The sequence below is a fragment of the Fulvivirga maritima genome (assembly GCF_021389955.1).
Lineage (GTDB): Bacteria > Bacteroidota > Bacteroidia > Cytophagales > Cyclobacteriaceae > Fulvivirga > Fulvivirga maritima.
In genome coordinates, this window is sequence record NZ_CP089980.1 from 3666254 (window position 1) to 3690058 (window position 23805).

13 protein-coding genes are annotated in these 23805 nt (G+C 41.4%); 1 reads left to right on the plus strand and 12 read right to left on the minus strand.

What is annotated here, in order from left to right:
* Positions 1 to 3: 3 nt before the first annotated feature.
* The 12 genes from LVD15_RS15610 to rpsF all read right to left on the minus strand — a co-directional run bounded on the left by LVD15_RS15610 (position 4) and on the right by rpsF (position 22610).
* On the minus strand, positions 4 to 741 hold the full coding sequence (locus LVD15_RS15610; protein WP_233776149.1) for an alpha/beta fold hydrolase: 738 nt from the start codon (positions 739 to 741) through the stop codon (positions 4 to 6).
* On the minus strand, positions 728 to 2116 hold the full coding sequence (locus LVD15_RS15615; protein WP_233776150.1) for a condensation domain-containing protein: 1389 nt from the start codon (positions 2114 to 2116) through the stop codon (positions 728 to 730). Before LVD15_RS15615 ends, LVD15_RS15610 begins: the two co-directional genes overlap by 14 nt.
* The gene (locus LVD15_RS15620; RefSeq protein ID WP_233776151.1) at positions 2109 to 3305 is read right to left on the minus strand and encodes a glycosyltransferase; all 1197 of its coding nucleotides are present in this window, start codon (positions 3303 to 3305) and stop codon (positions 2109 to 2111) included. Before LVD15_RS15620 ends, LVD15_RS15615 begins: the two co-directional genes overlap by 8 nt.
* A gap of 22 nt (positions 3306 to 3327) precedes the next feature.
* Positions 3328 to 4527 carry a glycosyltransferase gene (locus tag LVD15_RS15625; RefSeq protein ID WP_233776152.1) on the minus strand — a complete coding sequence of 400 codons (1200 nt, stop codon included), beginning with the start codon at positions 4525 to 4527 and terminating at the stop codon, positions 3328 to 3330.
* A gap of 52 nt (positions 4528 to 4579) precedes the next feature.
* Positions 4580 to 5380: an alpha/beta fold hydrolase gene (locus LVD15_RS15630; RefSeq protein WP_233776153.1), complete on the minus strand. Its 801-nt coding sequence runs from the start codon at positions 5378 to 5380 to the stop codon at positions 4580 to 4582.
* Entirely contained in the window at positions 5371 to 5664 is a 294-nt protein-coding gene (locus tag LVD15_RS15635; RefSeq protein WP_233776154.1) for an acyl carrier protein, read from the minus strand. The genes LVD15_RS15630 and LVD15_RS15635 overlap by 10 nt, the downstream gene beginning before the upstream one ends.
* A complete protein-coding gene (locus LVD15_RS15640; RefSeq protein ID WP_233776155.1) occupies positions 5655 to 9968 on the minus strand; it encodes a type I polyketide synthase in 4314 nt (1437 codons plus the stop codon). The genes LVD15_RS15635 and LVD15_RS15640 overlap by 10 nt, the downstream gene beginning before the upstream one ends.
* Before the next feature lie 46 nt (positions 9969 to 10014).
* Positions 10015 to 17337 (minus strand): type I polyketide synthase, encoded by a 7323-nt coding sequence (locus LVD15_RS15645; RefSeq protein WP_233776156.1) that lies wholly within the window; start codon positions 17335 to 17337, stop codon positions 10015 to 10017.
* 658 nt (positions 17338 to 17995) lie between these two features.
* Positions 17996 to 21376 carry a methylmalonyl-CoA mutase family protein gene (locus tag LVD15_RS15650; protein WP_233776157.1) on the minus strand — a complete coding sequence of 1127 codons (3381 nt, stop codon included), beginning with the start codon at positions 21374 to 21376 and terminating at the stop codon, positions 17996 to 17998.
* Between the two features lie 155 nt (positions 21377 to 21531).
* Positions 21532 to 21975, minus strand: coding sequence for a 50S ribosomal protein L9 (gene rplI / locus LVD15_RS15655; protein ID WP_233776158.1), 444 nt, complete (start codon positions 21973 to 21975; stop codon positions 21532 to 21534).
* A gap of 18 nt (positions 21976 to 21993) precedes the next feature.
* Positions 21994 to 22245 (minus strand): 30S ribosomal protein S18, encoded by a 252-nt coding sequence (gene rpsR, locus LVD15_RS15660; protein ID WP_040495468.1) that lies wholly within the window; start codon positions 22243 to 22245, stop codon positions 21994 to 21996.
* Positions 22242 to 22610: a 30S ribosomal protein S6 gene (gene rpsF, locus LVD15_RS15665; RefSeq protein WP_202243149.1), complete on the minus strand. Its 369-nt coding sequence runs from the start codon at positions 22608 to 22610 to the stop codon at positions 22242 to 22244. The genes rpsR and rpsF overlap by 4 nt, the downstream gene beginning before the upstream one ends.
* Positions 22611 to 22720: 110 nt before the next feature.
* On the opposite strand from rpsF, the gene LVD15_RS15670 reads away from it, so the two are divergent.
* Positions 22721 to 23788, plus strand: coding sequence for a hypothetical protein (locus tag LVD15_RS15670; RefSeq protein ID WP_233776159.1), 1068 nt, complete (start codon positions 22721 to 22723; stop codon positions 23786 to 23788).
* Positions 23789 to 23805 lie beyond the last annotated feature (17 nt).

The window sequence follows — 23805 nt, forward strand, 5'->3', positions numbered from 1 at the left end:
AACTCAAGCGTATACTGGTTCTGATAAAAACTTTTTCAGCTCTAAAGATACCAGGCTTGGTTTGGTCATAATGAAATAATGATCTCCATCAATTTCTTTTAAAGTGGTATTGGGTGCGTGAGTAATAAGTCTGGTGGCCATATCATAACAATCAGAATGCGTGCCATATAGTAAAAGTGTAGAGGGTTTTAATTGGCTAATGGATTCATTGTCAATGTCTTTATCGGCATCAATATCTTGAGTGATGGTAGTGGTATTCATTAATTTAAGCGTTCTCTGCTTAAGCCTGTCTTTAAATTTATCAGTCGGATTTTTACTGTTCTCATCTTCTTTCATGTGTTCCTGGGCCGTTTCGAAGGTGGGACGTATGGGGTTTGGGCATTCAATAATGCCTAGTTTATGAATCCTTTTAGGGTATTTAAAAGCAAATTTTAGTGCGATTAGCCCACCGAAGCTAAAGCCTATGATATGTGCTTTTTTGATTTTTAAGACTGACATCAATAAAAGCAAATCCTCATTGAAATCATCAATTTTATAGTTGGAGGCAGGCATATCGGTTTTACCATGGCCTCTGATATCATATAAAATTACACGATAAGATGAAGATAGTTCTGGAGCAATGGTCAGGTAAAATTGAGCCAGGTTAGCAATAATACCATGGATCATAATTATGGTTTCTTTCCCGGATGGGTTAAGTTCCTGGTAGTGGGTTCTAAGTCCGTTTATATCAATAAATGGCATATTTTTTCACTTTTTTATTGTGCGAAGTATATAAATCAATTGTTCGAGTCTCCTTTTTCTCCAGCGTAAGGGCTTGCGAAAGTGCATCATAAGGTTTCCAGCGGCATGCCATTTGGAGCTCGTTCATGCTTAAAGAGGCTATTTCACGCATCTGCTGGCAGGTAAGGGTATAATGGTTAGCCATAAAAGCAAAGCTCATGATTCCGTTAAGTGTGTTCACAATTACCGTATTGGCATTATACCAAGGTAAACCTACTATGGTGCCAAGCATTCGCTCAGCTTTAAAGTTTTTATATTCTAAGGGTATGGGTATTTTTCCTAAGTTGGACAAGGTAAGGCAATGGCTCCCCTTAGTATTTTGCATGAATCGGGAAATGGCTGGTACCAAAGGATGAATAATCTCGTCCTTTGAAAGCATTTTATAGATCTTTTCTTCAGTGGTGTTAATTTTAAGATCATCCAAAACTTTTCTGGTAGTGCTCCAGAAATCAAGGTTTCGATCTCCGTTTATGGCTATTCTCACGGCAGGGGCGAAAGAAAATAGCATGTCTGGTTTAAGGTCAGGTAAGAATTTTCGGATATCAATAGGAGAGATAACTTTTAATTCCTTTTTCTTCTTTTTATTTATTACCTGATGAAACCCTCTCATGAATGCTACACAAAGAGCCGCATGTACGGTGGTATTATTTTCTTTGCAGGCAGCAATAAGAGCTTTGGTTTGTGTTTCAGGTAGAGTCCATTTAATAGCCTGCATGGCGAATTGCTTTTTTTTGGTGAGCATATTCGCCACTTTCAGTATGTTGCCTCCTAATTTCAGGCCTAGTTTTGCATAAAATGCTTTATTTCCTTTAAGGAGATGCTTTTCGGGGATCATGCCGGCTAGATCCCCACATAAAGAATAGTTTTCCAGCTTAGTGTCAGGGTTATCTATTAAACTGAGCAGCTCTTTAATGATTACTACAAAAGAAGCACCGTCGCAGATAGCATGGGGGCTGATTATGAGCAAGTCAGACTTCTCTTTTCCTTTCACCCACAATAGCCGGATAGAGGCTCCTCGCTCCAGGTCAAAGGGTGTAGACCATTCATAATCTATCTGATCCCACCAGCTTTGTTCGTTTTTCCATGGAACAATCCGGATGGGAATGGACTTATACTTCTTGAGCACATGGTAACATGGAGAGCCATTTTTGTCTTGGCGTATAACTGATCTGAGCAAAGGATGCTTGGTCTGCACTACCTGGAGCGCATGTTCCAATTGTCGCAGCTCAATTGTGCCGGCTATCCGGATTCCGAAATATATATTGAATGGTTTTTTGCCATCCAGATACATGAGCCGTTCGCCAACAGAGAGCTTTCTTATGTTAATTTCATCCATAAACAGAAGTGTGTTGTGGTACTACATCTTCTAATAATTCTACCGCTCTTTTTTCACCTCCGGCTGCAGTAAACGAGTTACTTATAAATTTTGAGGCTTCTTTATAAGATGGGTTATTAAGTATATCCTGTACGGCAGTTTTAAGTTGAGTGGCTTTAAACCTTTTGAAATTTAGTCGGATACCACAACCCGATTCAGCTACCTGAGAAGATACATGCGATTGATCGTAGGCAATGGGGATGGTTATGAGTGGCAATCCGTGTGTGAGAGATTCACAAACGGTATTATGGCCGCCATGGCAGACTACAGCATCCAGGTATTTTAATAATTCTAATTGTGGGATGCGAGGCTGAACGATAAAGTTTTTTGGCCATGAAGGGAATAGCTTCTCTTCTGAAACTACTACCACAGTCATAGGTTCATCGCCTAAGGCTTCTATCACTTTTGCGAAGAAGTCTTTTTTATATTGCATATCAAAAGTAGTGCCTATCGATACCAAAACCCTTGGTCCTCTGGTATTTTGAAAACGAGCCCAATTAAAAGAAAAGGCCACTGGTCGGCCTACCGTGATAGGACCTACAAACTGATAATATTCTGGGTATGTCTCGTCGCCTAAAAATTCTTTAGAGGTAAAAACGAGTGTAAGCAGTTCTGAGCAGGCGAGCGAGCTGTTTCCGGCTATGCCTAACTCTTGCTGTAATCCTACTATTTGTTCTGTTTCCCATTCTAATATTTTAGGCATGTCTTTCATGGCCTTGAGTGCGGTAGGAGCTGTAACTGAAGTAACATAGGGAATTCTTTTTTTCACAGCTGCAATAGCTCCGGCATACACCTGATGGTCCGTAATTACTACATCTGCCCGCCAGCTATCAATAAACTTGCAAATGCCCGGAAACATAAACCGAGACATGGGAATGAGCACATCTTCATACAAAAACTTAATGCTTTCTATGCCAAATGCTGTATGACCTTTTTCGGTAATCTGGTCGAAGTATTCTTTTCCGCTGGTGCCATCATCACCACTTTGGATTAGGAGTAATTCTCCTCCATCAGGAATTTGTCCGTTAAAATTGTCGGTTAAGCTTATCCAGGCTACTTTATGACCTGCCTGCAGCAGTTGTTTTCCTAAGCTTAAAGTAGGGTTAATATGCCCTGTAAAAGGAGGTACAATAAATACGAATCTTGCCATATGGGTAGGTTTAGGTTAAGGGTTATAATACGGTAGCGGGTCTTTTATCAGCAGCAAACTGTTCTACATGGCTGGCTGCTGCCTCAGCTCCACCACAGTCTTTTAAGGATGCTTGTATCTTTAAGGCCTCTTTTTTATAGGAATTTCCTGGTTCCAGAATTTGATCCAGTGCTTGTTTTAAAGCATCTATGCGTAGCCTTTTATACCTTATATCTATGCCGCAACCCGCTTCTTTTACTAATGAGGCGATATAAAACTGATCATAAGCAATAGGGGTGATCACCATGGGTAATCCGTGGTAAAAGGTTTCATTTACCGTGTTAAATCCACCATGACAGATAACGGCATTCATTTTAGGAATGATTTCACTCTGAGGTACGTATGATTGGACTATGAAATTATCTGGCCATTCTTCTATTATATCCGGATTGGTAGCACAAACAAAGGTGTATGGCGAATCAGCAAAGGCTTCCACTACTTTAGAGAAGAATTTCTTTCTGATGTCTTCCAGCAAAGTGCCTATAGAAACATAGATTTTAGGGCTTGAAGCTTTATCCAGTCGTTCCCAGTCGAAGGTTACGGAGTTGGGTCTTCCTTTTATCAGTGGACCTACAAATTTATATTGCTTACCCAGTCCGCTGGCATCAGCAAACTCAGGAGAGGTAGATACTATGCAGAGCTCTTCAGACCTTAAAATGGGCTTGTCTAAGTCTATTCCATAAGCCTTTTGAACACCGAAAGTATGCCCTTTTACCCAATTCTCAATTTTAGGAATATGAAAGCGGTCTATCACTTTTGGGGGTACGGCTATGGTGGTAACATAAGGAATGCCTTTGTTCACCGCCAAAATAGGAGCAGCAAAGATCAGCTCATCATGAATGATAACATCGGGTTCCCATTCTTCTACCAAACGGGTAAGGCCCGGCATGAGTAGGTGACAAAAGGGGACATAAGTCTCTTCCAATGCTAGCTTTAAGGTTTCTAGTTTGGATAGGGAAGGGCCTTTATCCTGCTTTCCCAGAATTTCAAGGAGCTCTTCCTGATGGTCTTCTAGTTCTTCAGGCACCAGAAAGCGGCCTTTTTCAGGTACTTGTTTTTGATCTATTGGTTTTAATCCTACCCACACTACCTCATGCCCACGGGAAATAAGTTCAGCCCCCAGACTTAGTGTAGGACTTATATGTCCGAAAAAAGGAGGGACTACTATCATGAATTTGTGCATAAGCTCTTTGTTTGAGGCATAGCGCCTGATGAATATTTTATTATGTTAGCATTTATTGCTCCTCTAAGGCAAGGGTTTGCTCGCTCCGTTCTCTTAAAAACATAGAAAGTTCAAGCCCTACCTGGCGGCCAGATACCATGGGCATACTATGATTGCCATCCAGATATTTCAGGCTGGAAGAGGGTAAAATGGCTGACAGCGTTTTCCCGTCTTCAGCAAAGCTTGAAGATCTGGCATATAGTAATAAAGTGTCGTTCGTAATGTGTTTTAAATCAGGATGATAAAAGAAATTTTCTTCCATTTTTAAGTCTACAGGTAAGGTGGTTTCCCGAGTAAGAAAGTGATAAGAAGAAATGCTTTTATCTACCTTTTTTCTAATGAAAGCAGCGGCACCTTCTTTTGCATTAGCATGCTGCTGCATGTATGGTGTGATAAACTCTCGTTCATACATCTGAGCAAAACCTTCTTCGCTTATAGCCGATAAATCAGGAGCATCTATGATCATGAGTTTATCTATTTTTTCAGGGGCTATCATTGCCATTTTTAAGGCTATGAGGCCGCCAAAGCTATATCCTGCCAGGTGAACTTTTTCTAATTCATAGTGATCTATAAGGGCTTCCAAATCCTGAGTCATTTGATTCAGGTGGTAGCCGCTTTCTTCTTTACTATTCTTGCCATGGCCGCGCAGGTCATACATGAGCACCCGGTAGTTTTCGCTAAGCAGAGGAGCTATGTTGAAATAGTAAAGAGAGAGGTTCCCGAAGAGACCATGAATTAATATCACAGTGTCTTCGGAGTTACCTTCCAGCTCTTGCACATGCAGTTTTCCTGATGGTATATTGATTACTGGCATGATTGTATAAAGTCAATTACATCTTTCAATTTCATTTCTATGATCTCTTCCAGGTTTTTATTGGTAAGCCAGCCTGTAAAGTCTATGTCCTTACCAAAGCTCTCCTTCACCTTTTCTGAGAATGAGACTATTTCAATGCTGTCCATCTCCAGGTCTGAGGTAAATGAACTTTCTTCGGTGATATCCATATCTTCCACAAATTCTTCCCCAATGACATCGGCTATAATTGATTTCATTTCCTCGAGAATTTCATTTCTTCCGGTAAGTGTTTTTACTATATCCATCCTATTACGTAGTTATTAATTAAGGTTGATTTAATCCATTTGTCTTTAATGCGGACGCTGGTGCCGTCCACGGCTTCTATTTCATAATTTTTAGGATTGCCTTGCAGGCCTTTACCTATGCTTTTGCCGTAAGCTTCTTTGGCTGCCCAAAGCCTTGTAGCCCACTCCCAGGTGTCTTCATTTTCCGGAATAAGCGCCAGCTCACTTTCGTGGAATGACAGTTTCAGAAAGCCTTCACCTCGGTCTTCTATAATTTCTATGTCAATGCCTGGCTCACTGCTTTGAGATGCAATAGCCACGGCTATTTTGTCTTTATGAGCCAGAGATACATTGATAGGTTCAAGTTTAGTATGCTCCCCTGAAATAGTGGGTTTGCCATATTGATCTTTCTGTACTCTTATTTCGCAAGGGTAAAGGGCACTGTCTCTCTGGTCATCGAGCTTAGCCTTAACGGCATCTTTTATGACTACTCTCCCCATGAGCCATTTCTTTCTTCTTGGCAGAGGCAAACTCTCCATGTAGTCTTTTTCAGGCTTATTAAGGTATCTTTTGTTAATAAAATCCCAAGCCGTGCTTCTTCGGTAGATGTCTTTAAAGATGAATATCCCTTCAGGAAGCTGCTCACTAAGCGGATGATCTAATACATGGCGAGAAGTACCCCATAATTTGCGATCGAAACCGAGTCTGCGGTTCGTCCAGCCATTAATGGTGGCCCAGGTTTTACCGTTTCTGTTCACCGTCATATTACAGGTGAGCAAGTCATCAGTCATTTGAGTCAGCTGGCTGGTACATTCAAAATCACCTTCCTGATCCATAAAGTCTCCAGGGAAGTTGATTTCTTTAATCCTTACGGGAAAAGCTACATGGTCTACTTCTACCGTCATGTGAGTCCAAAGGCCAAATAACTGACCTGCATTATCTAAGAGTGATCCTTTGCCTGAGCTACCAGAAATAGTAGCAATAATGCCTTTGTCACCCATTTTTATAAAATTCTTAATACCCTGATAGGCTGGGCCATGGAACATATGGTTATCCTTATAGATATCTTCTGGCTTGATGGGCGGTGTGAGTATCTTACCTAAATCCTCCAAAGTTGAGAGGTAAGAAGATCCATTGCCAGTTCTGACGGTAATGAGTGCGGTTGCATAATCACCAAGCGTTACGTTTACCTTTTTGCTATCTTGCCAGCTGCCTTTTAAAACCAAATGGATAGGATCAGAAACATGGGTCCATTTAAATGCTTGAATGTTTTCAATTTTCTCTATTTGCATGCCTGGCACCTGCTCTAATACGGCATCAGCCATAAGCTCTATGAGCATGGTCATAGGCACCACAGGGAAAAGGTCTTCCATATAAGGCCAACCTTCTTTTTGCTCATACATGGAGTGGTCTATCAAATACGGATACTTGTTTAATGACAGCTCCATGGCTTTTTCAAAGTCATTTGGCGTAACCTTTTCCTCCGGCTGATAAGTATAAGGTGGCGATGGAGGTGTTTCTATAGCTACTGAAGAAGAACCCATGGTGAGCTTCTGTTTCAGTACACTGCTGATTTCCTTTTGAGCACTGTTGATAGCATTAAAATTATGATGCAATGACTGAAGTAATGGATGACCATCTTCAGCAATATATTCTTCTACTACCGTGTTTTCCGGTTTAGCAGGAGCGATAGGAGTGCTATCAAACTCATTTACCAAAGGAAAGCCTAATGATAACTTCATACTTCTGGCAGCCTTTACGGGCATGCGTAGATTGAGGAAATCAAGATCGATTTCTTTTCCTTCTACGAAAAGAGAGGCAAGCACACGCTGCAGCTGGTTGAGTGCTGTTCTTTTCGGTGAGCTGGCTGAGATAGTTTGAAAAGCTTTTCCTTTCAAGGTATCATCAGCAAAGCCAACTAAGCCGCCAGCGCCGATTTGTAAGAAATATTTGACTTCTTCTTGTTCATGTAGCTTCTCTATCAGTTCACGAAACCGTACCGGTTGGGTTAAATGGTGAAGCGTGAGCTCTTTGATTTCTTCTATACTGTTAGGATAAAGGTCGGTAGTGGTGGCTGACCATAAAGGAATAGAAGGTTCTTTTTGAATGATAAATAGCTTATCGCGAAGCTGACTGATATAGCCTTCAAAAAACGGCGAATGAAAGCCTGATTGGAAGGGCAGTAACTGATGGAATATCTGCTTTTCATTTAAAATCTCCTTACATTTCTCTATAGCTGTAATATGCCCACAAACTATTACCTGATGAGGACAATTGTCATGGGAGAGATACAGGTTGTCAAGGTCTTTTATAATAGGTTCTATCTCGTCTATTCCGGTACCAATGACCAAAAAGTGAACGTCAGGAACGCTGATAGAATGCGGATCGAGCTGAGTGAGCATCTTTAGCACAAACTTTTCATCGCATATGCCAGAAGAGTAGCAGCCTAGCCATTCTCCCAGGCTATGACCAGCAATCAGGTCAGGAGCCACACCTAGCTTTTTAAGTGCCTGATCCAGTATCATACTGGTTTCAAATACTTTAATACTGGATTCTATTAATTCAGAGGCTTCTGCATGTTCCATCCTGGGTATGTCGAAGTATTCAGAAACACTTTCTATATCGCTTTTTTCAAGGGCGTCTAAGCCGGGGAATAGAAAGCATATTTTATCATTTGTCTTTAGCAGAGGGTCATTTACATACCATATATCATTTCTATTTCTCCATGATTTGCCTTTGTTAATAATTTTAATGGCCTTTTCTATTCTGTCGGGTGTAGGATCGAACAAGGCCAGCTTATGATCTCCACTACCTGCAGAGGTATCCCCTTTCTTGAGGGCATCAATAAGTGCGGCTGCAGTAGGGCGAGCCATGAGCATTACCTGGTCTTTAGATAGGTTCACTGAGCTGCCCGGAAATGATTTGGTGGATTTGTTCTCAGGAGAATTGAAGCCTTCTAAAACTACATGGGCGTTTATTCCTCCAAAGCCGAAAGCATTTACACCTGCCTTTCTTGGTAATTCGGTCTGATCCCAATCTATGGCTTCATTGATAGTCATAAAGCGAGAGTTACCTAATGCCTCCAAAGGAGAATCACAATGCAAGGTGGGAGGAATTTCGCCATGATAAAGCGCCAGAGCTGTTTTTATGAGTCCGGCCATACCAGCAGCGGGCATGGTGTGGCCAATCATAGACTTCACTGATCCCAAGCCAGCCAGAGGGGCATCTGTACGGCTACCAAAGCATTTGATCAGGGTTTCTGTCTCTGTTTTATCTCCTAGCTGTGTTCCTGTGCCGTGAGCTTCTATGTAGCCCACTTCTCTTTCCATTTGAGCCATATCCCAGGCATGCTCTATGGCTTGTGACTGTCCTTTTACAGAAGGACTCATCAAGCTGCTTTGAGCACCATCGCTGGCTACACCTACGCCTTTTACTACGGCATATATGCGATCATCATCAGCTAGGGCATCTTCTAACCTTTTGAGGACTACCATGCCACAACCTTCACCTATTAGCAAGCCATCAGCATTTTTATCAAAAGGCCTTATTTGTTGACTTCGGGATAGTGCTCCCAATTGAGTGAAAACGCTGTAGAAAGTGGCGTTTTGGCATAAGTGAATACCTCCGGCCAGTACCATATTGCACCTTCCGGTTTGCAGTTCTTTCACAGCATGATCTATGGCTATCAGTGAGCTGGCACAAGCCGCATCAATGGTGTAGGCAGTTCCGCCAAGGTTGAGTCTGTTAGCTACCAATGAGGCCGCCAGGTTAGGAATAAGCCCCATGGCAGTATCAGGACCATAACGGCCTGTGCTTTTCTGGAAGCCTTTTCTGATTTTATCTATTTCGGTAGGAGTAAGGTCAGGCACCAAAGTGCTGAGCAGGTTCACAATATGCTCACCGGTACGCATTTTTTCTACTAAGCGAATAGTACCAGTACCGGTATAGTTACCTTTGCCTAAAATTATACCGGTTTTATCCAGACCTATTTTTTTATCAAAAACACCAGCATCAGCAAGGGCTCGCTTCGCCATTTTTAATGTGATAAGATGATCGGGTTCAGTTCCTTCTACTGCTATCGGCACTATGCCGAATTCAATTGGGTCGAAGTCAGCAAAATCATCTATAAAGCCGCCTCTTTTACAGTAAAATCTGTCAATTTCTGAAGAAGCAGGATCGTAATAACGACTTTCCCACCTGTTCTCAGGAACATCTGTAATTGCATCGACCTTATTTTTTATATTGTTCCAGTAAGTATCTATGTCTCCAGCGCCAGGGTAGACACATGACATGCCCACAATAGCAAAATTATTGGTATTGGTCATATTGAATTAGGTTGTAGGTTGAAGAGGAAAAGGACAGAGTATTTTACTACTCTGCCATAATCAGCACCTGACTGTCTTTTCCATATTTGATTTCGTTGACAAAGGACTCCATGCCTTCTTCTAAAGGAATGAGTGCAATGCCTCTGCGTTCGTACTCTCTGGCCAATGTAGGAGATACCATACCGGCTCCTTTCCACGGTCCCCAGTTGATAGAGATAGTTTTGCCTTTGAATTTCTCCTTAAGTTCCCAGGCGTAAATATCTAACACACTATTGGCTGCTGCGTAGTCAGTTTGTCCTCTGTTTCCATACACGGAAGCCACACTGGAGAATAGCACTAGAAATTGAACATCATCCTTCAGTTTTTCTGCCATTACCCGTATAGGTGTTACTTTGGTTGAAAATACACGCTCGAATGACTCGGGAGTTTTGTCCTGGAAAAGCTTGTCTTCCAAAAGTCCGGCACCATGCACTACGCCGTCTATTCTTCCGTATTGATTATACAGATCATCAATAAGACCAGATAAGGCTGCTTCATTTCTGAGATCCAGAGCCTTATAGTTTACCTTAGCTCCGTTAGCTTCTAAAGAGCGAATAGTTGCCAAGATCTGGTTTCGCTTATAGATTCTGTTGGTTTTAGCTTCAATTTCGGCAGGTTTTTTCAATGAGCCTTCTTTTATAATGGCTTTCTTGAGTTCATCTTTATCTAGCATGAAAGTGTAAGCGTCTTCAGCTTCTTCTCTAGGATCTGCAGACCTACCCACCAGCACATAATTACAGGCATATTCACGGCTGAATCGTATCATCATCTCCGCTGTAATGCCCTGCGCGCCACCCAGAACAAGTACTACTGATTCACTGTCAAGCGTAACCTCGGGGGCAGTGCCGCTGGCCAATTCTGTAGGCACCAACTCATAAGTCTGACGTTGATTGCCTTTGTAGAATACTTCTATGTGGTTGTCTTGTAAGAAAAGCTCATGAAGCATAATGTTGGCTATATCATTGTCTGGTAGCGGATTCTCCAGGTTAATAGTACGACAGTGTGTATGGGGCAACTCTTTGTTAAGACTTTTTAAGAAGCCTGAGTAGCCCTGAAAGTTCCTTAGCATACTGATGTCTTTAGACATTTTGAAGTGTGCTTTCAGATCAGAGATCACATAAATCCATTGTGCTTTTTGTGGATCTAACCGCTTGATTAATGACACAAAGTCGATGATCTGAGGCCGCTTGGAAGATTCGAAAATATCCAAAAGGATGAGTCCGTCATATCCTTTTAAGTCAGTGACTTCAGAGACTATGTCTACTTGTGCTCCGCTATTTTCTAGAAGTGATTTAGCAGATTCAGCTATTTTTCCTCCATCATTGGTAATGGCAAACTTTTTATTTTGAATAATCGATTGATTGCTGTCAATGTCCTTAGAGTTGGTTAGTTTGAACATGAGTCGAACCAATCGTTCTTTCAGCCCAGTTTTTTTAGGGATATCTGCAGCAGGAGTTATACCATTTGTTGCTGCAGTTGTGGTAGAAGGCTCAGCTGCTGGTGCTGAGGCACTGCAAATCCAATTTACCAGACCTTGCAACGTTTTTATTGATGCCAATTCTTCTATCAGTGCTTCCTCTGACTTGCCATTGCTTTTAAAACCACCCAATTGATTTTTCAAGTCATTGATAATCTCCATTCGTTTAATAGAGTCAATGCTTAGATCGGCTTCCATATCCAGATCCATGCCCAGCATATCTTCAGGGTACCCTGTCTTTTCACTAATAATATTGGTGAGCATTTTTTTAACTTCTTCCTGGCTGGGTGCTCCACCACTGGTGCTGGCAGCAGGTGCCGCTTGTGTTGTCGCTGTAGGTGCAGAAGTAGTGGCAGCAGGTGGCTGAATTCTGTTTTCTAACCAGCTGATAAGTCCGCTTAAGGTTTTTATGGCAGAAAGTTCTTCAACCAGTTGCTCCTCAGACTTGTCTGTAGCTCCGAATCCACCGAGTTTATTCTTCAGCTCTCCGATAATCTCCATTCTTTTGATAGAGTCTATGCTCAGGTCGGCCTCAAGGTCCATTTCCAGTCCTAACATATCATCAGGATATCCCGTTTTTTCGCTTACTATTGATATTAACATGCCTTTAATGTCAATATTAGCTGTAGGGGCAGGTGCGGCTGCAGGTTGAGCTGCAGGAGTGGCTGCAGGTTGTGGAGCGTTAGCCAGGACCCAATCTACCAACCCGTTGAGTGTTTTAATGGATGCTAATTGCTCTACTACTTGTTCTTCATTTTTTCCGTTAAGGTTAAAGCCTCCCAATTTATTTTTTAACTCAGCGGTGATCTCCATTCTTTTAATAGAGTCTATGCTCAAATCTGCCTCCATATCCATATCCATGCCCAGCATGTCTTCAGGGTAGCCCGTTTTATCACTGACTATGGCCATTAAAGTGCTTTTTATGGAAGCAGCAGTTAAGGCAGGAGCTTGAGCCGGCTGTGGGGTAGAGGCCGGAATGGCTTGCTGCGTAGTGTTGGTTTTTGGCTGCTCTTGCGGTAAAGGATAATTAACAGGAGCTTTAGGAGCATGACCTAAGTAACTCAAAATAACATCTCTCTGTGCATCTACCATGGTTTTAACATTGGTGAGATAATCTTGCACTAACTTTTCAGTCTGATGATCATTAGTAGGCGTAGGAGTAAAGCTGCCATTGCTCGATAGCTTTATTTGCTTAGTGATTGGCTTGGCACCGTGCGCTGGTAATTTACCAAAAGCAGGATAAGAGTAGTGGCCGTTAACATACCACATGGTTTTTCTTTTGGCATACTGAGCAGGGTTATCCAAATCAAGTTTTTCTACATCTCTGTCATTAAATAATTTGCTTAGTTCTACTGATCTTCCGGTAGATAGATAGGCAGCGATGCTATTCAATAAATAGGCTATACCAGAACCCGCCCTTTCGGTGGTTATAATTACTTTTTCATCATCAATTATACTTTTGGTTAATGAAGTGAGTACAGATCCTGGTCCTGCTTCTATAAATATTCTAGCTCCATCTGCGTACATATTAGCTACTTGCTCGGAGAATTTCACAGGATTCACCAGGTGATCGGATAGCCTTTCTTTAATGTCCGCAGCCTCTGTAGGGTAAATAGCGGCTGTAGTGTTAGACCATACATCTACAGATGGTTTACCGAAGGCATAATCTTCTAGTACCTTGCTGTATAGGCCCTTGGCTCCGGCCAATAGAGGACTATGAAATGCACATGCCACCGGAATAAGCTTGCAACTAACGCCTTGTGCTTTTATTTTTTCAGCGAAAGCGGTAATGGTATCTGTGGCGCCTGCCAATACCTGCTGCTTAGGAGCATTCAGATTAACCGGATATACGCCTTCTTCATCTTTTAATAAATCTTCTAGCTCATCGGTTGTAATGCTTACCGCTAACATGGTACCCGGATCACCATCAATAGCATTAAGAATAGACTGTGCCCTGGTAATACTTAGGTCTACCAAATCATATTCATCTATAACTCCGGCAAAGCATAGAGCAGGTAGTTCTCCGTAACTGTGACCAGCCACCATATCAGGCATAATGCCCAGCTGCTTTAGGTAGGAAGCTATAGCATAATCTACCACACCCAGCAGTGGCTGAGCGTTACGAGTGTCTTTAATATTTTCCGTTTGTTCTTTTACAAGGTCACTATCAAAGGCCGCTGAAGGAAAAAGGATTTTTTGTAAATCAGGTCTGTCTTTAAGTAACTTCCTCATTTCGGGGAAAGCAACGAACAGATCACGAGCCATATTCACTTTTTGACTTCCCTGCCCCGGGAACATAAAGGCCACTTTACCTTCTTTAGTTTCGGTTTTGTAAATGCCTTGTTCAGAAACTCCACGACTGGTGAGTTCCAGTTTTTCCATTAGGTCATGGTAGTCATTAGCTACTATGGTAAGCTGTACAGGCTCATCATTATAGGTTGCAAGGCTATAGGCCAGGTTTTTTAATGGTGTTTTGTCATTACCTGTAAGCAGTTCTTTTACCTGATTGATCATTCTTAGGGCGTCTTCATATGACTTACCTCTAAATGCGAAAAGCTCAGCAGGCCAATGCTTCATAGTGGAGGCCTTTTGGGCTGTTTGCTCAGCAGACTGTAGAACAGCATGAAAGTTAGTACCTCCAAAACCAAAGGCGCTTACTCCGGCAGTTCGTTTGTCATCAGTCCAGATGCCCGCCTGAGTATTAAAACCGAACGGGCTGGTTAGAGCATTATAGAACGGGTTAGGGTTCTTGAGCTGTATAGTAGGAGGCTTCACGCCATGGTAAATAGATAAAGCTGCTTTAATAAGCCCCGCCAGGCCAGCGGCACATTTGGTATGGCCTATTTGCGTTTTTACTGATCCCAAGTGGGTTTGGTTAATAGTTGCGCCAGCCTGAAGCATGAGATCTGTGAGAGCACTAATTTCTGTTTTATCACCCACTACGGTGCCGGTACCATGAGCTTCTATGAGTCCGGCTTCAGCAGGGGAGATGCCTGCGTTTTCATAAGCACGTTCCAGTGCTTTTACCTGTCCACTTCTGCGAGGAGCTGTTAAGCCCAGGCTTTTGCCATCGCTGCTGCCTCCAACGCCTTTGATAACAGCATAAATTTTATCTCCATCAGCCTGGGCATCGGTAAGCCGTTTGAGAGCTACTACGGCTATTCCTTCACCCAATGCTATGCCATCGGCATCTTTATCGAAGGTCTGACAGCGGCCTTTTCTTGATAAGGCATGGGTGCTGGAGAACATCAGATAATCATTAATGCCATTGTGGAGGTCGGCTCCACCCGCCAGCACTAATTCAGAGCGACCTAGTATCAGTTCCTGACAAGCTAGGTCTACCGCTGCAATAGAGCTGGCACAGGCTGCATCTACGGTGTAGTTTCTGCCTCCCAGATCCAGGCGGTTACTGATTCTGCCTGATATTACGTTAGCCAGTACACCAGGGAATGAATCTTCAGTGAGTTTAGGGAGCGCTTCGTCTACCTCTTTTGGTATTTCTCCAAACAGCTGAGGAAAGAAGCAGCGGAAGCCATAGCTATTGGCTAAGTCATTACCTCCTTCTGCTCCAAATATTACAGATATGTCTTCTTTATTCACTTCTTCACCTGCGTAGCCAGCATCTTCAAGTGCCTTTTTTGCTACCATTAGGCTTAGTAATTGTGTAGGCTCTATGGCTGCTAGTGATTGTGGAGGGATACCATATTCTAGCGGGTCGAAGTCAATCTGAGGAATGAAACCACCCCACTTAGAAGGCGTTTTTTCTCCGTTCATAGAGTTAGGATCATAGTATAAATCCTTGTTCCAGCGCTCGTCTGGCACTTCGGTAACACAGTCTTTACCTTCTAAGATGTTTTTCCAATATTCATCAATATCAGAAGCGCCTGGGTAGATACATGCCATACCTACTATGGCTACATCCAGAGATTTTTGGGTAGAAGATGGGTAATCTGGAAGTAATGCTTTTTCTATGACTGACTGATTGTTCACAGCTACATCATGGTGAAGCTCAGCCATTGGCACTATTTTATTTCTGAGCGCAGCTACTTCACCGATCATGTACATGCCGGAGGTGAGTTGCTCATCAGTTTTTATTTCCACTAGCCCTGCTGCTTGTCTTTCAATGCCTTTAGAGGCGATTCTCAGTCTGCCCACATTGAGTTCTTCCAGCTTCATCCAGATCTCTTTCTTATCGAGGCCTTCTTCTATCATGCGCTTTTTCTCATTATTGAAAAAGTCTGCAAAAGGAGTATTGAGGCAACGTGTTTCATGACCTGGAGCGGTTTCCAGCAGCACGGTGTCGGTATGTTCTATTGCCTGATCCTGGAATTCCTGTAAAATGGCTCCGCAGGAAACGGCCTCTTCAGTAAACAGATAACTGGTGCCCATTAATACTCCAATTTTTGCGCCTTTGGCAGCTAACGGCGCGGCCATAGTGGCTATCATGGAAGCGGAAAGGGCATCATGTATGCCTCCCGCAAATATGATGTTGAAGTCTTCCGCTTTATCTTCTTCTAGCAGTCGATCGATTTGTCTTTCCCATAAAACTAGGCTGGAGAGTGGGCCTACGTGTCCACCACATTCTCTTCCTTCGAAAACAAAACCTTTGGCTCCTTCTTTCAGATACATGTCTAGCAGGCTGGTTGAGGGCACATGAAGAAAGGTTTTAATTCCTAATTCTTCTAAGGGCTTGGCTTGAGAGGGTCTGCCGCCAGCAATAAGTACTACCGGGGGCTTCGCGTCTTTGATATACTTCATTTGCTCATCTCTGAGTTCCTGAGGGGCAAAGCCAAGAATACCCACTCCCCAGGTTTTATCGCCAGCCAGCTTTTTGGTGTTTTCTATCATGTCAATAGCTTTCTGTCCTTTTACCAGGGACAGGGCGATAAAGGGTAAACCTCCGGCCTCAGCTACAGCATTGGCAAACTCAGGTTCATCACTCACCCGGGTCATAGGTCCCTGGGCGATAGGATATTTTATATTGAAGGTGCTGGCGAAAGCATTGCCAGGAGCAAGGACAGGGATGGATTTGGCTTGTTTAATATGAGCGTGAATAGCTTCCTGAAGACCTCGAACCATTTTTTTGATGGTGTTGAATTTAGCCTTTAGGTTTCTGGCTATATTAATATCCTGACCTATAGTTATGATAGATTCGCTAATATCTAAGCCACCAAGTAAGGGCTCCAGATCCTTAAAAGTAGGAGCTTCTGGTAGTTTAGGTGAGTTAGGCCTAATCAATACACGGTGACCGTCTATGAGCTTGGTATCAGTGCCATCTACTTTGCTTAGTGTGTCTTTTAATGCTTGTGGCAGTTTACTTTCGCTGAAGAGAGCCAGCTGACTGTCTAATACTACACCCGAGGCTCCTGCCATAATGAGAGCCGGAGAGGTATGTAAACCAGCACCACCCTGAATTAAAATGGGTAAAGAAATAACCTCTTTAATCCTTTGGAATAAAATGAAACTAGACTCATAGGCTACTTTGCCAGCACTTTCATTACCTTTTATAATGATAGCATCGGCTTGTTTATCCTGCGCTTCTTTGGCCTCTGTAGCATTAGTAACTTGTATATACCACTCCTTGCCTTTAGGGAGGGTAAGGTTTACTGTGCTGGAAGAGATGACAGAAGTGACTTGCTCTGGAAGTTCCAGATCAGCTAATTCTTGTGTTTCAATACAAACGCCGAATGGTTTGTAAGTTTTTTCAGTAAGTAGATTTAGAGCCTCTATGGCTTTTTCTTTGTTTCTACCCAGATGTAATACTGGATAGGCAGCGGTTTTCAAAATAGAGAGTACAAGGCTTACATCTGGATACTCACATGGAGTAACCATAAAAATTTTATACATGCTCATAGGTCAGGTGGTTTAGGTGAATAAGTTTTGAGTAACTCTAATACGTAAGGGTTTTTACAACCTTAAATATTAAAGTAAGTAGCAGTAGTGAGTAGCATGAGTTGTATAAAATCAAATTCTATACTTTCAAGTAAGGATAAATTCCTTAGAAAAAATAGGACTAAATGGAGTGACTCTGTAAAATGTAAGCTTTAGTTTTATAATTAACATCAGTTTCTTGCTATCGAGGATAGAAAACGATTTAAATGGAGGCTTATTTATGGTTTAATAATAATTGTAAACTTGTATTAATGTAAGAAACCATATACTTTTTTAATAAACCGTAGCTTTTACGTTTTGGAAATGAGTAATGAATTAGAATACTTACTTGAGATGAATGGTAAGGGAGTAAAATCTATGGTTATTCAATTATTTACCGATGTTATTCTTAACAATATTTAAATATTCAAATAATATCCATTGTTATATACGGTTGTTTGTTTTGTGAAAGAACTAAAATTCAGGCACTTAAATAATTACGGGCTCATATAAATTGTTAATATGAGCCCGTTTTATCTTCAATAGTAAATCATGATGTTTTCACTGACTGGGATTCATATTATAGAATGGATCCAAAGTGTCTCGTAGCCATTTGGTGCGATAACCCATTTGTGAAACCTTACATATTTCTTCTATATTCTCCGCCTACTTCAAACAAAGCATGTGTTATTTGCCCAAGTGAACAAACTTTAGAGGCTTCCATTAAAGCAGTGAATATATTTTCATTCTCAATGGCCACTTTTTTAATGGTTTCTAACTCTTGTTCAGCTTTAGAAGAATAGTGTTTATGTAGATTATTCAACATGTCTATTTGATATTCCTTTTCTTCTTTAGTGGCTCTTATCACTTCTTGGGGTATGATAGTTGGAGATCCTTGTGCACTTAAAAAGGTGTTTACTCCTATAATAGGGTAGTTTCCTGTGTGTTTAAGTGTTTCATAGTGGAGACTTTCTTCTTGTATTTTACTGCGCTGATACATGGTTTCCATAGCACCAAGTACACCTCCGCGTTCTGTAATACGATCAAACTCGGTAAGTACGGCTTCTTCTACCAGATCAGTGAGTTCTTCTATTATGAATGAACCTTGAAGCGGATTTTCATTTTTAGCCAGACCCAATTCTTTGTTAATGATGAGCTGTATGGCCATCGCCCTTCTTACTGACGCTTCAGTAGGAGTGGTAATTGCTTCATCATAGGCATTGGTATGTAATGAATTACAGTTGTCATAAATAGCATATAGAGCCTGTAACGTGGTTCTAATATCATTAAAGTCAATTTCCTGAGCATGTAAAGATCGTCCCGAGGTTTGAATATGGTATTTGAGCATTTGTGACCTGGCATTAGCTCCATATTTTTCTTTCATAGCTTTGGCCCAAATGCGGCGGGCTACTCTACCTATTACTGCATATTCTGGGTCTATTCCATTAGAAAAGAAGAAAGATAAGTTAGGAGCGAACTTATTGATGTCCATACCACGACTCAGGTAATATTCCACGTAAGTGAAACCATTGGCTAATGTAAAGGCTAGTTGGGTAATGGGGTTGGCACCGGCCTCAGCAATATGATAGCCAGAGATAGACACAGAGTAGAAATTTCTCACATTTTCATTGATGAAATACTCTTGGACATCACCCATCAGTTTAAGCGCGAATTCGGTAGAGAAAATGCAGGTGTTTTGCGCCTGATCTTCTTTTAGTATGTCGGCCTGTACGGTGCCTCTTACCGTAAAGAGTGTCTTTTGTTTGATCTCATTATATACTTCGGCAGGCAGTACCTGATCTCCGGTAACCCCGAGGAGCATAGTGCCTAAGCCATCATTCCCTGCTGGGAGTGGGCCTTGATAGGCTGGCCTTTCCTGTTCGCGACCTTTATAGATAGCCTTTATTTTTTGTTCTACTTCTTTTTCGAGGCCATTTTCTTTGATGTAAATCTCACATTGCTGGTCAATAGCCGCATTCATAAAGAAACCGAGTAGGATAGGAGCTGGGCCATTGATAGTCATAGAAACTGAGGTGTACGGATCGGCCAGGTTAAAGCCAGAGTATAGCTTTTTAGCATCATCGAGGCAGCAGATTGAGACTCCGGCATTACCGATTTTACCATAGATATCTGGTCGGCAATCAGGATCATTACCATATAGCGTAACGGAATCAAAGGCCGTTGATAGTCGTTTGGCTGGCATATCTTTGCTCACATAATGGAAGCGTCTGTTCGTTCTTTCAGGCCCACCTTCTCCGGCAAACATACGGGTAGGATCTTCTCCTTCTCTTTTAAAAGGATAGATTCCCGCGGTATAAGGAAATTCACCAGGAACATTTTCCTGCAAAAGCCATTTTAGTCTATCTCCCCAGCCTTCATACTTAGGAAGGGAAATTTTGGGTATCTGAGTATGAGACAAGCTCTCGGTATGCGTTTTTATGGATATAGTTTTATCTCTAACGCTAAAGGTGTACAGTTCATTTACATATTTTTCTCGCAGAGCATCCCAATCTTCCAGCAGCTTGTTGTTTTTAGGGTCTAGATTAAGAGCAAGCTGATCATAAGTGTCTTGCAAGCCTTGGGTTACGGTGGTTTTATCTTCAATGATACTGGCTGCAATAGTTTCTATAGACTTATTGAGGGCATAGAGCTGCTGAGCTATTTCACCTTGTTCCTGTGTTCGTTGATTATAACTTCTATTACTATCAGCAATTTCTGAGAGATATCGCGTACGGTTGGGAGGTATCACAAATATTTTTTCAGACATCTCATCTGATATTTCGAAGGAGGAGTGGAGGTCCGCTTCCGTTTGGTTGGCTATGATGTCCATCACTTCTTTATAGAGCCTGTTCATACCAGGATCGTTAAACTGCGAAGCAATGGTGCCGTACACCGGCAGATCATCATCAGCAGTTTCCCATAGGCCGTGATTACGTTTATATTGCTTTTTTACATCTCTTAATGCATCTAGAGAGCCTCTTTTATCAAACTTGTTTACCGCTATAATATCAGCGAAATCCAGCATGTCGATTTTTTCCAGCTGCGTAGCAGCACCATACTCAGGAGTCATAACATACAGGCTCACATCAGAATGGTCGGTAATTTCTGTGTCTGACTGACCAATGCCGGATGTCTCCAGTATAATCAAATCAAAATTGCTGGCTTTAAGAATTTGAATGGCTTCTTTAATATGCTTAGACAAGGCCAAATTCGATTGCCTGGTAGCCAGAGAGCGCATGTATACTCTTGGGCTTTTAATAGCATTCATTCTAATTCTATCACCCAAGAGTGCACCTCCTGTTTTTCTTTTTGAAGGATCTACAGATATGATAGCTATGGTTTTATCATCAAAATCCATTAGGAATCTTCTCACCAGTTCATCTACTAATGAGGACTTACCAGCACCGCCTGTTCCGGTTATTCCCAGTACAGGAATCTTTACTTTTTCAGCTTGCTGGTGTATGTCATCTAGTTGCTTTTGGTGTTTATCTGGGTAGTTTTCTGCTGCTGAAATAAGCCTGGCAATAGCTGATGGAGATTTTTCTACCAGATGCGAAGCTTCGCCGTTGAGGTTTTCGCCAGTAGCAAAATCACATTGCTCTATCATGTCATTGATCATACCTTGCAGACCCATAGAGCGCCCGTCATCAGGTGAGTAGATTCTGCTGATGCCGTAGTCATGCAGTTCTTTGATCTCTTCAGGTAAGATAACACCACCACCGCCACCAAATATCTTGATGTGTCCGGCACCTTTTTCTTTGAGGAGGTCATGCATGTATTTGAAGTATTCTGTATGACCACCCTGGTATGAGGTCATGGCTATGGCCTGAGCATCTTCTTGAATGGCGGTGTTGACCACTTCTTCAACACTTCGGTCGTGGCCTAGATGTATTACTTCGCAGCCGGTAGATTGTATAATACGGCGCATGATGTTAATAGCTGCATCATGACCATCGAACAGGCTAGCTGCCGTGACTATTCTAATTTTATGCTTTGGTTTATAAGGAGTTGCTTGCTTCATGAGGGCATTCGTTTATTATCAAAAATAAAGAATTATTCATGATTAAGCTAACAAGCATTAGTTAGGAGGAGGATGTGAAAGGAAAACGTTTAGCCTTTAAACGAAAAAAGCCTTGATGCGGCTGCACCAAGGCTTTTCTTATAGTCTTCTGAAGCTTATTCAGCTACTACTTTAATGCTAATTTCATGCTTCACATCTCTGTGTAAGTCGATAGTAGCAGTGTACTCTCCAAGATCTTTGATATTTTCGTTGAAAGAGATTCTCTTTTTATCGATATCAAAACCTTTAGATTTTAACTTCTCAGCTACCTGATTAGCAGTAATAGCACCGAAAATTTTACCGCTTTCACCAGCTTTAGTTCCTAACTCAATAGTTAGATCACCAATGCTAGCAGCAATGTCTTCAGCATCTTTCTTAATTTTCTCTGCTTTGTGAGCCGCTTGTTTGATGTTTTCAGCGATCATTTTAGCATTAGACTTGCTGGCAATGATAGCAAACCCCTGAGGGATCAAATAATTACGACCGTAACCTGGTTTCACCTCTACAGTGTCATTCTTGTAACCAAGTCCTTGTATATCTTGTTTTAATATTACTTCCATGATAAATAAAGTCTTTTCTTATTTTAAAGAATCGGTTACATAAGGTAATAAAGCTAAATGTCTTGCTCTTTTTACAGCTTGAGACACTTTCTTTTGGAATTTCAGGCTAGTACCAGTAATTCTTCTAGGCAATATTTTACCTTGCTCGTTTACAAACTTCAACAAGAAATCAGGATCCTTGTAGTCTATATATTTAATACCGTTCTTTTTGAAACGACAGTATTTGTTTTTATTCTCGTTCCTGTTTACAGGTTCGTTCATTAATGTCATGATGCAGCCTCCTCTTTAGCTTTTTTCTTATCTTTTCTAAATGCTCCTTTTCTACGCTTTTCGTTGTACTCAATAGCGTGTTTGTCTAATGAAACTGTAAGAAATCTCATTATAGCTTCATCTCTTCTGAATTCAGTCTCTAGTTTATCTACAAGCTCAGGATTCGCCTCAAATTCAACCAGGTTATAGAAGCCAGTAGATTTATGCTGGATAGGATAAGCCAGCTTTTTAAGTCCCCACTGTTCTTCGTTGATGATGTTTGCTTCACCATCTTTCAATACCTGTACGAATTTTGCGACAGTATCCTTCATCTGCTCCTCAGATAAAACGGGATTTAAAATGAATACCGTCTCGTAATTTTTCATAAAACTAAGTATTTTATAATTGTTTAAAATTTTGGTTTGCAAAACTAGATAATTTTTCAATAAATAAAAACTTACTATGCATTTTAGTCTCGAGTATTTACTTTTAAAAAATGAGGTTATGCTTTGTATTAATATTATGTATCATTCTGGGGGGTGAAAATACCTTTTCTCAGTCACCTAATGATAATATGGCCAATGCTCAGCTATTGGAGATAGGCACATCAGTAGACTCACATACCCGAAATAATACGGTAGAACAAGCCTGTATAGATGAATCTTTGACAGATAAGTGTATAAAATATCATAATGATCAATGGTATTTTTTTAAAACTGAAGAGCAGACTCACCTTTATATCAACCTCCAGGGGCAGCAGTGCAGAGATTTGCTAGGTGTGCAGCTAGTGGTGTTAGAAGGCGAACTGTGCTCGCCTGATACTTATAGTATAATAGATTGTGTTTCTTTAGCTACGCAAGATGATATCTATGTGGAGCTAGACCATTTGGAACCTTTTCACCAGTATTGGATAAATGTGGATGGCTACCTGCATGACTTCTGTAGTTTTGAAATAGAGGTAAACCCTACGCCGAAAGGATTTTCTGCACAACAAATCAATATTCTTGAAAAATATGAGGCATCAAAGCAGGGTAGCCATGTTACGCTGCAATGGGCTATTCCTGATAGTATTTTAAGCACTAGCTCTTCTACCTTAATCTATAGGAGAACAGATGATCAGTTTCGTTATTCATTATTGGCAGAAGTACCGGTACAGTATAATGCTTTTGGTAGTGCTCAGCAGCAGTATGAGTATATCGATTCTCTGAAAAGGCCTGATTATTATTATTATCGAATGGTGCTTCAAAATAATGCGGGAAAACAATATTTTGTAGCAGAGTCTTCTTTTAGAATTTCAGATAGCATCGATAAATTATCAATTAACCTGGAATGTAGTAGGGATGATGAAATAGTGTTGGAAGTACGCGACGAGCAAGGAGGAGCTCCGCTTGATGTATATGAATTTTACTATAATCCTACGTTACATCAGCCTTTCATTTTGTTTACATCAGCCTACAAGGCTAAGGACATTCGTTACCTGGAAATAAAAGTGATGAATAAAGATGATGACTATTTACAGACTTATTATGCCGATTTGGCAACAGGGCTGGTGAAAAAGTTTTAGTGTTTCAGATGGATAAA

Coding starts and splice junctions, on each gene's coding strand:
- LVD15_RS15645 (WP_233776156.1), bottom strand. CDS start 17,337: ATGAGCATGTATAAAATTTTTATGGTTACTCCATGTGAGTATCCAGAT.
- rpsR (WP_040495468.1), bottom strand. CDS start 22,245: ATGACATTAATGAACGAACCTGTAAACAGGAACGAGAATAAAAACAAA.
- LVD15_RS15635 (WP_233776154.1), bottom strand. CDS start 5,664: ATGGATATAGTAAAAACACTTACCGGAAGAAATGAAATTCTCGAGGAA.
- rpsF (WP_202243149.1), bottom strand. CDS start 22,610: ATGAAAAATTACGAGACGGTATTCATTTTAAATCCCGTTTTATCTGAG.
- LVD15_RS15670 (WP_233776159.1), top strand. CDS start 22,721: ATGAGGTTATGCTTTGTATTAATATTATGTATCATTCTGGGGGGTGAA.
- LVD15_RS15625 (WP_233776152.1), bottom strand. CDS start 4,527: ATGCACAAATTCATGATAGTAGTCCCTCCTTTTTTCGGACATATAAGT.
- LVD15_RS15630 (WP_233776153.1), bottom strand. CDS start 5,380: ATGCCAGTAATCAATATACCATCAGGAAAACTGCATGTGCAAGAGCTG.
- LVD15_RS15620 (WP_233776151.1), bottom strand. CDS start 3,305: ATGGCAAGATTCGTATTTATTGTACCTCCTTTTACAGGGCATATTAAC.
- LVD15_RS15640 (WP_233776155.1), bottom strand. CDS start 9,968: ATGACCAATACCAATAATTTTGCTATTGTGGGCATGTCATGTGTCTAC.
- rplI (WP_233776158.1), bottom strand. CDS start 21,975: ATGGAAGTAATATTAAAACAAGATATACAAGGACTTGGTTACAAGAAT.
- LVD15_RS15650 (WP_233776157.1), bottom strand. CDS start 21,376: ATGAAGCAAGCAACTCCTTATAAACCAAAGCATAAAATTAGAATAGTC.
- LVD15_RS15615 (WP_233776150.1), bottom strand. CDS start 2,116: ATGGATGAAATTAACATAAGAAAGCTCTCTGTTGGCGAACGGCTCATG.
- LVD15_RS15610 (WP_233776149.1), bottom strand. CDS start 741: ATGCCATTTATTGATATAAACGGACTTAGAACCCACTACCAGGAACTT.